This window comes from Lacibacter sp., from assembly GCF_035299325.1.
Lineage (GTDB): Bacteria > Bacteroidota > Bacteroidia > Chitinophagales > Chitinophagaceae > Lacibacter.
The window spans coordinates 22,824-38,479 of record NZ_DATGWT010000015.1 but is presented as its reverse complement, the minus strand read 5'-3'; the positions used below and the strand labels follow the sequence as shown (position 1 = coordinate 38,479).

Annotated in this window: 12 protein-coding genes; 10 read left to right on the top strand and 2 right to left on the bottom strand. The window is 40.4% G+C overall.

The window, feature by feature from the left end; translation table 11 throughout:
- Positions 1-15: 15 nt before the first annotated feature.
- The 10 genes from VK159_RS09575 (at position 16) to VK159_RS09530 (ending at position 13,684) form a co-directional block, all read left to right on the top strand.
- On the top strand, positions 16-582 hold the full coding sequence (locus VK159_RS09575) for a hypothetical protein (RefSeq protein ID WP_324229912.1): 567 nt from the start codon (positions 16-18) through the stop codon (positions 580-582).
- Positions 583-643: 61 nt separating this feature from the next.
- Positions 644-1,948, top strand: a complete 1,305-nt coding sequence (locus VK159_RS09570) for an SWIM zinc finger family protein (RefSeq protein WP_324229911.1) — start codon at positions 644-646, stop codon at positions 1,946-1,948.
- Between the two features lie 18 nt (positions 1,949-1,966).
- Positions 1,967-3,457 (top strand): DUF5691 domain-containing protein, encoded by a 1,491-nt coding sequence (locus VK159_RS09565; protein WP_324229910.1) that lies wholly within the window; start codon positions 1,967-1,969, stop codon positions 3,455-3,457.
- A 10-nt stretch (positions 3,458-3,467) separates the two neighbouring features.
- Entirely contained in the window at positions 3,468-4,550 is a 1,083-nt protein-coding gene (locus VK159_RS09560; protein ID WP_182802581.1) for an ATP-binding protein, read from the top strand.
- A 22-nt stretch (positions 4,551-4,572) separates the two neighbouring features.
- Positions 4,573-6,849 carry a DUF5682 family protein gene (locus tag VK159_RS09555; protein ID WP_324229909.1) on the top strand — a complete coding sequence of 759 codons (2,277 nt, stop codon included), beginning with the start codon at positions 4,573-4,575 and terminating at the stop codon, positions 6,847-6,849.
- Between the two features lie 132 nt (positions 6,850-6,981).
- Positions 6,982-8,121 carry a VWA domain-containing protein gene (locus VK159_RS09550; protein ID WP_324229908.1) on the top strand — a complete coding sequence of 380 codons (1,140 nt, stop codon included), beginning with the start codon at positions 6,982-6,984 and terminating at the stop codon, positions 8,119-8,121.
- A 6-nt stretch (positions 8,122-8,127) separates the two neighbouring features.
- Positions 8,128-11,106, top strand: coding sequence for a DUF4132 domain-containing protein (locus VK159_RS09545; protein WP_324229907.1), 2,979 nt, complete (start codon positions 8,128-8,130; stop codon positions 11,104-11,106).
- Between the two features lie 381 nt (positions 11,107-11,487).
- Positions 11,488-12,432, top strand: a complete 945-nt coding sequence (locus tag VK159_RS09540; protein WP_324229906.1) for a toxin-antitoxin system YwqK family antitoxin — start codon at positions 11,488-11,490, stop codon at positions 12,430-12,432.
- A gap of 219 nt (positions 12,433-12,651) precedes the next feature.
- Complete coding sequence (locus VK159_RS09535) at positions 12,652-13,479, top strand: SOS response-associated peptidase (RefSeq protein WP_324229905.1); 828 nt, start codon at positions 12,652-12,654, stop codon at positions 13,477-13,479.
- The gene (locus tag VK159_RS09530; RefSeq protein WP_324229904.1) at positions 13,433-13,684 is read left to right on the top strand and encodes a hypothetical protein; all 252 of its coding nucleotides are present in this window, start codon (positions 13,433-13,435) and stop codon (positions 13,682-13,684) included. The genes VK159_RS09535 and VK159_RS09530 overlap by 47 nt, the downstream gene beginning before the upstream one ends.
- A gap of 237 nt (positions 13,685-13,921) precedes the next feature.
- Here VK159_RS09530 and VK159_RS09525 read toward each other — a convergent pair whose 3' ends face one another.
- Entirely contained in the window at positions 13,922-14,227 is a 306-nt protein-coding gene (locus tag VK159_RS09525) for a hypothetical protein (protein ID WP_324229903.1), read from the bottom strand.
- Between the two features lie 238 nt (positions 14,228-14,465).
- A complete protein-coding gene (locus VK159_RS09520) occupies positions 14,466-15,608 on the bottom strand; it encodes a reverse transcriptase family protein (protein WP_324229902.1) in 1,143 nt (380 codons plus the stop codon).
- Positions 15,609-15,656 lie beyond the last annotated feature (48 nt).

Below are 15,656 nucleotides of genomic sequence, written 5' to 3'. Positions count from 1 at the left end.
GAAAATTGTGAACTGATGAAAAAGGACAAATTTAAAAAGGATATGTTTGTTGTTCGGCTGCTTAACGGTAGAAGGCTTTATCTAATTATATTAGCCTTTATAATTTTATACCTGGTAACAAGCAGCAAGATTTTAAATTTTCCCGGATTTTTATCACTGGCTTGTTTAATACTTTCCTTTTTAGTTATTATAGTCTTCATGTATGTCCGTTACAGATACTATAAAGAATACTATTTACGTAAGTTTCGGGATAAATTTTATGTCTTGGGGTTTGTTGTAGGCATTATCTTTTTTTCAGGTCTTTTTCAGTTTGCTTTACGAGTACCAATTAATCTCCTTATTGCACAAAGTGCAACTTCATCTGCTTGCGAGTATTATGACTGCAGAATAAAGAGCGTCAATACGATTGGCTATGACAAAATCTCGTTTATTTTCTTGGATAAAAGATATTCAAGGTACTATTCTATAGCTGGATATGATTTGCAGCAACTAAAAAGTTCATATGTTATAAAACTTGAAGTAAAAAAATCAATCTTAGATAGCTATTTGATTGAAAGCTTTGAATTGACTACTCGCAAATAATCTTGCAATCTTGTTGGGTTGTTTTTAGTTTGTCGATATATTTAAACCTCAAATTTTCCTCTTGCAATTCACCGAAGAACAAATATTTAATCTTGCCCCCGATGAGTCTTCCAAAAAATCAGGAAAAGATTTAGCGAACCCATCAAAATGGGTAAGCAAAGGCGCTAATGAACAGGCTTTGTGGGGCGAGTGCCAGGGAAGTGGCAGCAAGCCCTATCAAACACAAATCGATCTGCAGAATATTGCCTTCAAATGTTCCTGCCCCAGCAGAAAATTTCCTTGCAAACATGGATTAGGCTTGTTGTTATACAATGCCCGTCAGCCAAATGATTTTAGTACTTCAAGAATGCCTGCATGGGTAGAAGACTGGATCAGCAAACGTGTAGAGAAGAAAGAAAAGCAGGTTGAGAAAGAAGACAAACCTGTTGATGAAGCAGCAAGAGCAAAACGCACACAGGCACGTGAGCTGAAAGTAACAGATGGTATTGAAGAATTACAATTATGGTTGAAGGATATTGTACGTAATGGTATATTAACCATGCCCGACAAAGGATCGCTTTGGTTTGAAAATATGGCAAAGCGAATGGTGGATGCGCAGGCGCCGGGCTTGGCAGGCATGGTGCGTTCATTAGGAGAGATCAACTTTTATGCAGAAGGCTGGCAGAGTAAGTTCATGGATCAGTTAGCTGTTATCTATCTTTCCACGAAAGCGTTTCAGAATACAGCATCGTTGGATGAAACCTTGCAGCAAGACATTCGCTCATGGATCGGCTTTACACAAAACCAGGAAGAGTTAAAAGAACAAACAGGTGTAACCGATACATGGCTGGTATTAGCGAAGCAAATTTCAGAAGTAGATAATATTTCCACCGAACGTTATTGGTTGTATGGCACTGCATCGAAACAATATGCATTGGTCTTGCAGTTCATTGTACGTGGACAAGGAGGTCAATTAACGTTCACACCCGGAATATTCGTGCAGGCAGAGTTGGTATTCTTTCCTTCGGTTTCTCCTTTGCGTGCAATTGTAAAACGACAGATTGCTTCAACCATGAAAGCAAGTTTCAGTGGTTACCAAAACTGGGATGAAGTGCTGGCTACGGAAACAACATTAAACAGCCAGTTGCCGGTAAGAGGCGATCGACCCTATCTCATCAGCAAATTAAGACCGGTGCAATACAATCAGCAATGGTGGTTGCAGGATGCAGAACAGAAAATGATGTTGTTGAAAAACGAACAACGTTACATCTGGAAGCTGTTAGCAATCAGCGGAGGCGAAGCATTAGACATGGCTTTGATCGGAAGAGAAGATCAATACGAAGCAGTTGGTGTTTGGCTGCACGATGAATATAAACTACTACAATAAGCGATACAGCATTGAATAATGGAAGCATGGAATAAGATTATACACACGGCAATGATGGGCACCGATAAAAAAATGATCGGTGTGGAAGAGCTTGTGCCAACACTTGCCGGAGCAGTCGCTGTTATTACAGAAAATACAACGATTGATAAGGAAGAGAAGTTTCTGCAACTGGCATCACTCACGTATAACTATCGCCAATGCGCTGTGCTGCCATTGAAAAAAGAAACGATCAATATTGATAAGGCACCAGCTGAAGAAAAACAATACTGCAGTCCTGCAGCCATGCAGGTGTTAAAGGATATCCTGTTTGAAGAAAGTCAATCGTTGTTACAGTTATGGTTAACAGCCTGTGCAAAGGCAAACAGGTTGGTATCGCCTGAAATGATTCCGTCTCTATTCGCAATCGGTAAACAATATAAACAGCTGCGAGCCGCTATCGCACCTTGTACAGGTAAACGTGGCGAATGGTTATGCCAGTTTAATCACGAATGGAATTTCTCTGTATCACAATCACAGGAAGAACTTTGGAATACAGGTACAACAGACCAACGCAAAGCTGTAATTACTGAATTACGCTCTGTTGATCCTGCTGCTGCAAGAGTTTTACTGGAACAAACATGGGCACAGGAAGATGCAGCAACAAAAGTTTCTTTTTTAGAAATACTGTCAATCAATGTCAGCAATGATGATATTCTGTTTCTTGAATCACTACAAAACGAAAAGAGTAAGAAAGTAAAAGAGGAAGCACTGAAATTACTAAAGCAGATTCCCGGTTCTGCATTGGTACAACAGTATATAGCCGTCTTACAAAAAGCTGTAACCATAAAAACAGAAAAGGCTTTGTTGGGCATGATGAGTAAGACATCACTTTCGTTTCAGGTGCCTGCAGATATTGATCCTGAAATATTCAAATCAGGAATTGAAAAGCTGAGCAGTAACAGTAAAGAGTTTAGCGACGATGAGTTTATCATCTATCAACTCATACAGTTTGTGCCACCAACATTTTGGGAGCAGCAGTTAGGTAAATCGCCGCAGCAGATCATTGAGTTATTTGAGAAAGATGCTACGGGTAAAAAAATGATCACGGCATTAGTGCTGGCTACGTTGCAATTCAAACAGCATCAATGGGCAGTGTTTATGATGCAGTATTGCAGCACATTTTATATTGATCTTATTCCGATGTTACCGGCACAGCAACAGGAATATTATTCAAACCGTTCATTTGCCGATCATGCAGATGCCATTATTCGTTATGCTGTTGAATTCAAGAGGGAATGGAGTATTGAAATGACAAAAAAGATTTTAACGCACGCTGCAAATAATCCTTATCACTATACACGATCATTCTTTAGTCAGCATATTGAACGTATCCCTTCTGCCATTGAAAGAGAACTGGGTTTGATTATACCTGCAGAAGAATACCAACGTAACAGCTGGAATAAAACGAAAGAATATTTAGTGAAACTCATCAACTTAAAAAATCAAATCACAACAACCTTTACCGCTTAAATACATCATTATGGCAACCATCTTACGTCAGCATGCAGAAGAATTATACGCATTGGAACTGGAAGAGTTAAGAAAGCAAGACCAGGATAAAAGACCTGCGAACTGGCATCTGTCTCCACAATCGGCAGTTACTTATCTCATCGGCGGTAAACTGAAAAATGGTTTTGAAGTAACACCGAAGTATATCGGTAACAAGCGACTGATGGAAATTGCCGTAGCTACATTAACAACCGACCGTGCATTGTTATTATATGGTTTGCCCGGTACTGCCAAGAGTTGGGTGAGTGAACATTTAGCGGCTGCTATCAGTGGTGATTCAACATTAATCGTACAAGGGACAGCAGGTACAGGTGAAGAAGCTATTCGTTATGGTTGGAACTATGCAAGATTATTAGCAGAAGGTCCAACAGAAAAAGCATTGGTGGAAACACCGGTGATGCGTGCAATGAAAGATGGTAAGATCGTTCGTATTGAAGAGTTGACACGTATTGGCGCAGATGTGCAGGATGCATTGATCACTATTCTTTCAGAAAAATCATTACCTATTCCGGAATTAAATACAGAAGTGCAGGCAGTAAGAGGCTTCAACGTAATTGCAACTGCCAACAACAGAGATAAAGGTGTAAATGAATTGAGCAGTGCATTAAAAAGACGTTTCAATACGGTGATTCTTCCTGTGCCTGATTCAATGGATGAAGAAATTGATATTGTAAAACGCAGGGTTGAAAGTTTTGAAAAAATTATGGAGTTGCCTGCAGAGCCACCTGCGTTGCAGGAGATCCGTCGCATTGTCACCATCTTCCGTGAATTAAGAAGTGGTGTTACCATGGATGGTAAGACAAAAATTAAAATGCCCAGTGGTACACTCAGTACTGCCGAAGCAATTTCTGTTGTGAATAATGGATTAGCAATGGCCGCTTATTTTGGCGATGGACAATTAAAAGCTAATGATCTGGCTGCAGGTATTATCGGTGCTGTAGTAAAAGATCCCGTGCAAGATAAAATTGTATGGCAGGAATACTTAGAAACGGTGGTAAAGCCGAGAGATGAATGGAAAGATATTTACAGGGCTTGTCGAGATCTTGGCATCTAATCAATAATCAGCAGCGCATTCAATGGCAATACATATTCTTGGTATACGACATCATGGTCCGGGTTCTGCCAGAAACGTAAAAGAGTTTTTGGAGAAAACAAAACCGGATATTGTTTTGGTGGAAGGTCCGCCAGATGCTGATCCTGTTTTGCAATGGGTATCGCACACAGATTTAAAACCACCTGTGGCCATTCTTTGTTTTCAACCCGATAATACCAAACATTCTTCCTTCTATCCCTTTGCAGAATTTTCACCCGAGTGGCAAGCCATTCTGTATGCTCGGAAAAATAATATTCATGTCCGCTTTATGGATCTGCCTGCTGCACACCAGTTTGCACTTGATGCAGAAGAGGAAAAGAAAGCAGAAGAGCAGCAGGCAGCGTCGGATGAAACAGATGAAGGAGATGTGATTGATACAATCAACAATTACAGCATCAATAATAATGAAGCAGAGCCCATCGTCATCATAAAGAAAGATCCTGTTTCATATTTAGCAGAAGCAGCTGGGTATGATGATGGAGAAAAATGGTGGGAGCATATGTTTGAGCATCGTCATCAAAACGAAGAAGTGTTTGATGCAGTAAACGAAGCCATGCAGGTATTGCGTGATGAAGTTCCTTCGAAGGATGACCGCACAGAAAGTTTACGTGAAGCATATATGCGTAAAACAATCCGCCAGGCAGAGAAAGAAATGTTTCAAAACATTGCTGTTATCTGTGGCGCATGGCACGCACCTGCATTACTCAACATGCCCAAACAAAAAGAAGATAATGATCTGCTGAAAGGATTGCCGAAAGTAAAAGTAGAATGTACATGGGTACCGTGGACATATAACCGCTTAAGTATGTACAGTGGTTATGGCGCAGGTATTGCATCACCGGGTTGGTACGATCATATCTGGCATTATCCATACGATGATGGAACAAGATGGATGGCTAAAGTAGCGAAGTTGTTTCGTTCAAAACAAATGGATACTTCTGTTGCACATGTAATGGAAGCAGTAAGATTGTCTGAATCATTAGCAGCTTTGCGTAATTTACCTAAAGCAGGATTGGAAGAGTTGAATGAAGCAACGCTTAGTGTTATTTGCAATGGTGAAGTGATCCGTATGTCACTTGTGCATGATGAATTGATTGTAAGCGATAAGATTGGTGAAGTACCGGTTGAGATTCCAAAGCCTCCTCTTCAAACAGATATTGAAAAACAACAAAAGCGATTACGTTTACCATCCACTGCCGATTGGAAAGATTATACACTCGACTTACGCAAAGAAAACGATCTCGAGCGAAGCGTGTTATTGCATCGTCTGCAATTACTCGGCATACATTGGGGACAACGAAGTGATGTAGCAGGTAAAGGAACCTTTAAAGAACAATGGCGCCTGCAATGGCAACCGGAGTTATCGATCCAGATCATTGAAAAAGGAAACTGGGGTAATACGGTTGAAGAAGCAACATCAAAATACATTGTTTCAAAAGCAGGGGAATCAAAATCACTCAATGAGGTATGTGGTTTATTGGAACGCACACTGCCTGCTGAACTTCCGCTTGCTATTGAACAACTCATTAATCAAATCAATAATCTTGCAGCAACAGGTACGGATGTAATTCAGTTTATGGGCGTAATACCCGGACTGGTAAATGTTACCCGTTATGGTAACGTACGTAAAACAGATGCCGAACTGGTAACAGGTATTGTTGAGAGTATGATCACCCGCACCTGCATCAGTTTGCCAGCAGCAAGTACAGGTATTGCAGATGATGCTGCACTGGATTTACTGCCTTTGTTTGTGAGTATGAATGAATCTGTTCAGTTGTTACAGCACAAAGAAATTGAAGAAGAGTGGCAACAGACGCTGCAAGCTATTTCAGGCAACAAAAACAGTTCACCTGTATTGGCCGGTTACTGCACACGTTTGTTACACGATCATCAATTATTACAGGGCGATGAGTTGGTGAAAGTATTTTACTATGCCATGTCGCAATCAACAGCAGCTGCAGTTGCTGCTTCCTGGCTCGAAGGTTTTTTAAAAGGAAGCGGAACCATTTTATTACTCGATGAAGATCTGTGGGCTGTTGTAAACAGTTGGGTGGAAAAATTAGAAGACGAAGTGTTTATTGAAGTACTTCCTTTATTGCGAAGAACCTTTGCTGAATTCTCCAAACCCGAACGCAGGAAATTGGGTGAGAAAGTAAAAACAGGTGGAACAGCCATCATTACAAAACAAGTGCAAACAGGTATTGATGAAGAACGTGCAGCAAAAGGAATACCGATTGTATTGAAACTATTGGGCTATTAAAATGATAATCTTCATATAAATAGATGCAACTTGATCAATACATATACAATAGCTGAATAGAACGGTTTCCCCTCCCGGGAGGGGTTGGGGTGGGTTAATGTTTTAATAGTGTAAACAAAAGAATGATGTAACATGGCAAACGAGCAACTGATACGTAAATGGCGGATGATCCTCGGTGGAGAGCAAAGCGATGGAACAGGTTTCTCATTGCAGGGCAATGATTTGCAGATGGACAAAACACTCGGCGCTTTGTATGATTCAGATCGCAAAGGCGGGCTTGGTCCATCATCGCCCAATGTGAGCCGTTGGTTAGGTGATATAAGAACTTTCTTCCCCAACACGGTTGTACAGGTGATGCAAAGAGATGCATTGCAACGACTGGAGCTCACGCAAATGTTGTTTGAAAAGGAGATGCTGGAAAATGTAGAACCCGATGTGCATCTGGTCGCAACGCTCATGACCTTAAGCCATGTGATACCCGATAAAACAAAAGACACTGCAAGGATGGTGGTGCGGAAAGTAGTGGATGAGTTGATGAAGAAGCTGGCGCAACCTACGCAACAAGCTGTTGTTGGAAGTTTAAACAGAAGTACAAGAAACAGAAGACCCAAACATAACGAGATCAACTGGCACGCCACCATTCAGAAAAATCTGAAACATTATCAACCAGAATATAAAACCATCATTCCTGAAACAAGAATCGGTTATGGCCGCAAACGTACATCGTTAAAAGATGTGGTGCTTTGTTTAGACCAGAGTGGTTCCATGGGTACATCGGTGGTATACTCCGGTATTTTTGGATCGGTAATGGCTTCTATCCCTGCTATCAAAACAAAGATGGTGGTGTTTGATACGGCTGTTGCTGATCTTACAGAAGAACTCACTGATCCTGTTGAATTATTATTTGGTGTGCAGTTAGGTGGCGGAACAGATATTGATGCAGCGCTCACTTATTGCCAGCAAATTATTACACGCCCTACCGATACGGTGTTAGTCTTAATCACCGATTTGTATGAAGGTGGTGATGTGGCCGGTATGCGCAAACGTGCAATAGAGCTTGCAGCAGCAGGTGTGCAGGTAGTTGTATTGTTAGCATTGAATGATGAAGGCGCACCCTCTTACGATCATGAGAATGCCAACTTCCTGGCAACACTCGGCATTCCTGTATTTGCCTGTACACCCGATAAATTTCCCGATCTGATGGCAGCTGCATTAAGCAAGCAGGATATTGGTATCTGGGCAGCGAAAGAAGATCTTGTATTAAAGAAATAGTAAGCTATGAACACATTTACGATTGAAGAAATAGAGCAAGCCCTTAGTCAGACTAAAATAAACGAATTCTATTTTTCCCAGGGTTTAGTTGAGTCAAAATCATCGGTCAACTATGCTCCAATTGTTGATTATTTAACTGGTGTCACACCTGTACTCAACAGCTTACAGCAAGATCACAAACTCTATTTCTGTAAATCATTACTGAATTTAATCGGGTCGATTGAAAAAATATCAGCTAAGGAACAACTTGTATTGAATGTATTTAATGATCCGTTGTTACAGCCGATATTTCCCTATTTCCTCAATCCGAAAATGATTAATGATCTGTATTTAAACCCTTCTTCAGAAATCTTACACACAGTTCAAACTTTTTTAAGACAACAAGGTTTAAATGCAGATGATGAATTTTCTGTTATTGCGACTGTCTCTGTTTACTATGATCAGCAAGGATTGGAAATACCAGATGGTGTAGTAAAAAACTACCTGCTTAATGCACTGCGAAATAAAGGTCACTTGTTGTATCCTTATCATATGAGCATGAGCTTTGCGCCTCAGGTAGCATGGGTGAAATCATATTTTAAGTTATTGGAGGAAATTGATTCTCAGTTTACAGAAGAATACATTGAAGCTGGTTTATTTTTTCTTGATGATGAACTAATCCGTTTTTTTATGGAGTATAAAAGCGGGTCTTATATCAAAGTGATCGAAAAAATTCTGCAACAGTATGATCGGGAAGACGTCGAGATGATTCGGGCAAAACTGATTTCGGCATCCCGGTTCTATCAAGTAATACCAGATAGATTTGGTTCAATTGTAAAATCAGTTTCTTACGATTATTTAGTCAAGTATCGAAGTGATGCTTCAATGGCACGTTGGGAACATCGAATTCCTGAAACCTCCCTTCAAGAGCTTTTACACATACAGCAATTTCCGTTAAGTACCGTAGCGGTTCATTATTTATTTACGCTAAATCATACAAAGGCAAGCGAACTTATTAAGCATCTTATTGAGCGAAAAGCATTTGTGGATGTACGAACAATCATGGTATTGCATCATCACTTGGGGAATGAAGCTTTTGAGTACATTGAGCAAATTGTGGAGTACATCGGCGCCGCAGGTGGTGTAGACTATTACCGTGAGCTTTTTTCTTATCTGCAAAAAATAAGTACAGCCGAAAAATATATTTATGTGCTCTGGAAGATGGGGATGAATAAATCGAACCAGATCAAAACCTTTGCAGCAGAATTATTAGCTGCAAATGATCCTGAAGCAGAAACAAAAGCCATTGCCTTACTCGATCATAAAAAAGGTGAAGTTCGTTTGTTTGGCGCAAAAATATTGAGCCTGCTTTCCTCGGCGAATTCAAAACGGGCGATTTTAAATGTACTTCACAAAGAACAAAATGATGCAGCAAGAGATTTGCTGCTTGAAAGTATTTCGTCAAGTTTACCTGCTGATGCAGATGATGCATTTATACAACAGATGATTGAAGGTGCAGCTCAACGGGGTAAGCTGCAGAAACCTGTGGAAGAATTTCTGGATGAAAGCAAATTAGCTCCATTATACAAAGCTGATGGTACAGCTGCAACACCTGAAACAATTCGTTTCTTTTTGTACCGCATGAGCCGCCTCAATAAAATGCAATCGGATACTGAAGGCAACTATATTATTCAAACACTTGATAAAGCAAAAGCAGCACCCTTTGCATTGCAATTGTTACAGCTGTATAAAGAGAAACACTTTAAGCCGGAGCATAAGTATTTGCTTGCTGCTGCCGCCTTACTTGGTAACGATGAAGTAACAGATAAACTCCGCACTATCACCAATACATGGATAGAGGAAGGACGTTACAAAATGGCGGAATATGGAGTAGGTGCCCTCGCTTTACAGGGAAGCGATAAAGCCCTTCGTTGGGTAGAATGGTATAGCCGCAAATACAGAAGCAAAAAAGCAAACGTAGGCGCAGCAGCATTGACTGCATTGGAGCAGGCGGCCGAAGAACTCAACATCAGCACGCATGAATTGGGCGATCGTATTGTACCCGACTTTGGATTTGATGGCTTATACAAAAGCTTTACCATTGGCAATGAAGAGTACAGGGCATTTATTGACAGTAAGTTTAAACTTGCTTTCTTTAATGAAGACAATAAACAACTCAAAGCAATTCCTGCTGCAGCTGATGCTGCGTTGAAAGAAGAATTTAAAGCCATTGCCAAAGAAGTAAGAGATGTGGTGAAATCACAATCGCCACGTATGGAGTATTATCTCATTGTGCAGCGGCGCTGGAGCTTTGCTGCATGGCAGGCCTTTTTCCTCAACAACCCTGTGATGTTTATTTATGCCACGAAACTTGTGTGGGCTGTGTATGCAAACGAACATACAATTGAAACCACCTTCACCTGCAACGAAGACAGTTCATTGATTGATGTGAATCATGATGAAGTATCGATACCTGAAGAGGCAATGATCGGCATGGTTCATCCCACACAACTTGCGCCGGCTGTTTTACAACAATGGCAACAGTTTTTATTTGATGAAAAAGTAGACCAGGTATTTCCCCAACTCGATCGGAAGATACCCGATCTCTCAGCAATTAATCTGCACACAACCATCCTGCATCAATACGAAGGCAGACATATGCAAACAGGTTCCATCCGCTCCACACTGGAACGTTATGGCTGGCACAAAGGACCCACCGGAGATGGTGGTATGCTTGAATCGATGCGCTTATTGTATTTCGAGAAAAAGCTCGAAGCAATTCTGGAAGTGGAAGGCGTGGGTGCCGGTTATGGCTGGGGGATGGATGAAAAACTTGGCCGCCTGTATGTAATTGATAAAACTAAAACCACAACCAGGTGGGATACCTATCCTAAGAATGAAGAAGATGAAAAACTGGTTGCCTTTGATCAGCTTCCGCCTATTTTTATGAGTGAGATGCTGGCGGCAATTGAAGCGATTAAGCAGGTGGAAACAGCGAAGTCGTAACAATGCCTTTTTACTCATCATCCCGTCGCAAATTGTTACTAAATGTGCGACAGGATTAGCTGAGTTTAGCTGTTTTAACAGCTCAAATTCAGTTACTTGCCGGAAATAGAAACGCAAAGGGGTGCCTGCCGTTTTTCAAAGATATAGTTGAAAGTAAATCGCTTTGAATTTAGCTGACACTGACTGTGTAATTCATAAACCTGAATATCGTGGACACGTCACGGAAATCTTACTTCACCAAAAATTTCAAACCGAGTCATAATTGATTCCTGCCGGGCAAACCAGGATTTCCCCGCACTTATGGCCCATATGCAGCAGTTGTAGTTTGCTTCTTTATTCTTCATATTTCTGCATTAATTTTCGAGCCAAAAGCAAAACAGAATGAAGCAAACAACTGTTGCAATCACCCTCCTGATACTATTTATTTTCACCACCCATCAATCTATTGCTCAGCAGCCTCCATACACGCCAAAACTATTTCGAACAGCTTGGGCACCTGGTATAGTAAAAATTGATACTCCTGAAAACGGTATCGGTCGAACCTATGCAATCACAGATGCTACACTCTGGGATGTCGACAACAACAACTCAACTCATGTAAAGTGGAATTACAAAGTTCTCATTATAATGGAAGGCCCATACAAGAATGGCAAACGGGAAGGCATTTTTGTTTACCGGGTAGTTGACAGTCTCAATCCCGCCAAAACATACCCCATCTACGAGCAGACCTTTAAAAACGATCAGCTCAATGGAGTTTGGAAAACCTATAATTTACAAGGCACATTGGTCGGAGCACAAACATTTGAAAATAATATCCAAAGAGGATTGTCAACAACCTATTGGATCGATGGAAAGAGAATCATGGATGAAAAAGAGATTCTCGACGGAGAACGAAAATATATACAGCGTAATTATAACCAGCAAGGCATTTTAGCCGAAACCATTTCAATTGAAAACAAAAAAAGAAATGGGCTGAGAACAATCTATTTTCCAAATGGAAACCCTCAACGTCAGGTAATGTTGGTTGATGGAGTACCCAATGGTCCTGCAAAAACATTTTATGAAAACGGTATAGTGGCCGAAGAAGTGAATTTTGAAAATGGGGAGTTCAATGGAACAAGGCGCTATTTTTATCCTGATGGTAAAGTATGGATCGAAGAGATTTACAAAGAAGGAAAGCATTGGACTGTTATTGCGAACTATGATGCTTCAGGTAAAAAGCGAAATCCTGGGACACTAAAAAATGGCAACGGTACACTTATCCTGTATAACGAAGACGGAACCGTTCGTGAAACTGCCACCTACATAAACGGAGTCGAGCAATAATATGTTTTTTCACAACCATGTTTCAGGCTACTATAACTTAATGGCCCCATCTGCGTTCATTTTCGTTTATCTGTGGCCAGTTGAGTTCTAACTTCCTGGCTCTTGTTCCTTGGATTTTTGCCTTTTCTTCCCTTGTATTTTGGGCCTTGCCCCTTGTACCTTTACGTTATGTGTTACTACAACGGCTGCCGGGTCACCCGCTCAGAATACATCCGCCTCATGGCCATCGAAAAGGAAATCAAAAACCTCCTCTTCCTCAACCGCCCCGTACAAAGCGGCTTCGATTACCGTGACTGGCCCGTCATCGTCCCCATCCAAAATGGAACCGACATCGACATACAACTGATGCATTGGGAATACATCCCCGAATCCATTCATGATGCCGATGAGTTAATCGCTGCCCGTAAAAATTTCACCTGGCTCAATGCAAAAGGCGAAAATATTTTGGTCAATGAAAAAGGGAAGGAATCCATGTATCGTGAAGGTGCATTACATGGTCGCATCTTAGCACTATCAACAGGCTTCTACGAGTGGCGACATATTCCCAAGATCGGCAAGCGAGGCCAACCACTAAAAGAAACAGAAAAGATACCCTACTACATCACCTACGATAACGGTGAAGAATACTTTTTTATGGCAGCTGTATCACGTGTATGGCACAATCTCGAAATGGATCAGAAAGCATCCACATTCGCAATAGCAACAACGGATGCTATAGGCCCCATGCTTCAGATACACAATACAAAAAAACGCATGCCCGTCATACTCCCGCCAGAGCTTGCACTGGAATGGATGCAGCAAGACCTTACTGAAGAACGCATTGCCCAACTCGCAACCTACCAATGCGATCCCAAAAAATTCAAAGCATGGCCCGTTGCAAAAAACTTCCTGCATGCTCCTGATCCTACAAAAGAATTTCATTACGATAACCTCCGCCCCTATGAACATCAACGTCACCTTCCACATCTCGGTCGATACAAAAACCAAAGGCCGCTTCCGCATGGAAGTAGAACATTATTACAGCAGCCCCCAGGTCGAACGCTTTAAGATCAAAGGCAAAAACGACCGCTACATTTTAATGGAAAAAAGATTGGAACTGAAACGACAGCCTTGGAAAGTCACCAAAGTCGATATCAATACTACTAATTACCAGGAAGCATCTATGGCACTGCGTGATATGCAGGATGCAATTGATCGCTACTTAGATCAGAAAGGAAATGAAACATCTGGGTACTTAGTTCCGAAACGTTGAGTTATTATTTTTTGTCTTTAATATGACATTGTTTGTTTTTTAGATTAATGGGGGTGACGGTGTTATTTAGGTTGAAATAAAAGTTTGTATAATTTTATTTATATAATTTAATTTTCTTCCAGTATTGTATGAGATTTTTGAAACAAATATCCGGGCAGTAAAGGGTTCTATTACATAAACTGCGTTCGAAAACTCCAAAAATTTTACAAACAATTATAAGCGCTTTTATATATCTGGCTATTCATTACTCTCCAAAGCCTTTTCAATTGCTTTGAGTATTTCGGAACCCTCAACATGTTTTCCTAACACAGATGAAAAGAAGTTATTATCTACTGCTTGTTTAAAAGCCCGCCGGTTTTCCCGATAGCGCTCATAATACTCTCTGTCATTATCTGGGTTTTTAATCATTAGCTCTTGGATATCTTTCTCAGACAGCTCATAGGATGGGTCTGTGAAACTCAATAGAATAATAGGGATCGGCTTGAAATATGAATACGAAGATTCGATTGAACGAACGGAAAGTGAAAAATCATAACCATTCACACCAGGATGAATAAAGTCTGTAATGATTAAATCAATCTTCGAATTACTTTCTATCTAATTAAATACATATTTTAAGCAAGCATCCGGATGCTGAAACCTGACAAAAAGAAATCGTTCCTTTTTGGGGTCAACAAGCTTCATTACTGCATCAGGATATAATACTTGATCATCTAAATAAACAATCTTCTTTCGCATATTTAATAAGACTTAAGATAAATAAAAGCGCTTTAATCAGATTCTACATGCAGGTGTTTTTAAGAGCTATGAATCTTTTATATAGACCTTGAAGAACAGGTTCTTCTTGTTTAATTTGCTGGAGAAATGCCAGTTTTCCCTGAACAGAAGCTTTAAAGGAAGTATACATATCCAGTCTGTTTTGATAACGATGAAGTTTACCGGCATAATACCTGGTCGATGCCATTTCAAGTCCGTTGGATTCCCAATCATGTAATATCGACCTCAACTGTCTGATATATTTCCGGTTCACATTTAGCTTGTTATTAACCTTGATACCGGTAACATATTGAGCGGATTGTTTTGATTGTAACCGTACCTTCTTATCATTGATCATGAAGCTATGATAAATAATAATTTTCTTTATTGCTTCTGTCATATGATCATTGATAAGTTCTCCCGAGAAAGTAAGATCATCAGCATAACGGGTATAAACCAGCTTATTTTCTAGACAATACTTATGTAAAGCTATATCAGTTTCATAGAAAATAATATTGGATACAATGGGTGATGCAGGACTGCCTGCAGGTAATATCCAATTTCTGGTTAATAATAAGCTGATGATACTGGCACCTTCATCGGAATACATCTGGAAGGGAAGCTTATTAAAAGCGCTTTTAATAAGCTCAGCATTAATAGAAGGGAAGAAGTTTTCAATATCTATATTAAGCACATAAGGACGATCCAGGTGTTGAGTCGCATTTGTTATAATATTCCTGCTTGATGTTTTTTTATTTGACCGGATAAAGCCATGTACATATGCCGGAGCATACTCATGATAGATTCTTGTGAGATATATTGATAATCGCTTTTGTATGTCTTTTAATGGCCGAGAAGGCGAATGAATAAGTCTCTTTCCTCCTTTTCTTTTTGGGATAGGGAACTCATGATATCTTTTGGGTTCATCGAACACATGTTCGATAATGTCCGTATCGATGTTTATTAGATGCGATAGATCATGTACACTATTAAAGTGTAAGAACTGCTGTATCTGCAGTTCAGTAATCTTTCTATGAAATGGTTTTATCTCCATAAAAAATAGCCGGGACTTATCAATTATCTGAACCACCATATCAATAAGGCTTGGATGCGGAGGAACGGAGCAGGCAAGCCTTATTGTAAGGCGAAGCCGTCCTGTAGTTCCCATATCTCCAAGGGCCGCAGTTACACAGCCACAAAGCGTTTTAGTTTTAGG

Coding starts and splice junctions, on each gene's coding strand:
- VK159_RS09560 (WP_182802581.1), top strand. CDS start 3,468: ATGGCAACCATCTTACGTCAGCATGCAGAAGAATTATACGCATTGGAA.
- VK159_RS09545 (WP_324229907.1), top strand. CDS start 8,128: ATGAACACATTTACGATTGAAGAAATAGAGCAAGCCCTTAGTCAGACT.
- VK159_RS09540 (WP_324229906.1), top strand. CDS start 11,488: ATGAAGCAAACAACTGTTGCAATCACCCTCCTGATACTATTTATTTTC.
- VK159_RS09555 (WP_324229909.1), top strand. CDS start 4,573: ATGGCAATACATATTCTTGGTATACGACATCATGGTCCGGGTTCTGCC.
- VK159_RS09535 (WP_324229905.1), top strand. CDS start 12,652: ATGGCCATCGAAAAGGAAATCAAAAACCTCCTCTTCCTCAACCGCCCC.
- VK159_RS09550 (WP_324229908.1), top strand. CDS start 6,982: ATGGCAAACGAGCAACTGATACGTAAATGGCGGATGATCCTCGGTGGA.
- VK159_RS09530 (WP_324229904.1), top strand. CDS start 13,433: ATGGAAGTAGAACATTATTACAGCAGCCCCCAGGTCGAACGCTTTAAG.
- VK159_RS09575 (WP_324229912.1), top strand. CDS start 16: ATGAAAAAGGACAAATTTAAAAAGGATATGTTTGTTGTTCGGCTGCTT.
- VK159_RS09565 (WP_324229910.1), top strand. CDS start 1,967: ATGGAAGCATGGAATAAGATTATACACACGGCAATGATGGGCACCGAT.
- VK159_RS09520 (WP_324229902.1), bottom strand. CDS start 15,608: ATGGGAACTACAGGACGGCTTCGCCTTACAATAAGGCTTGCCTGCTCC.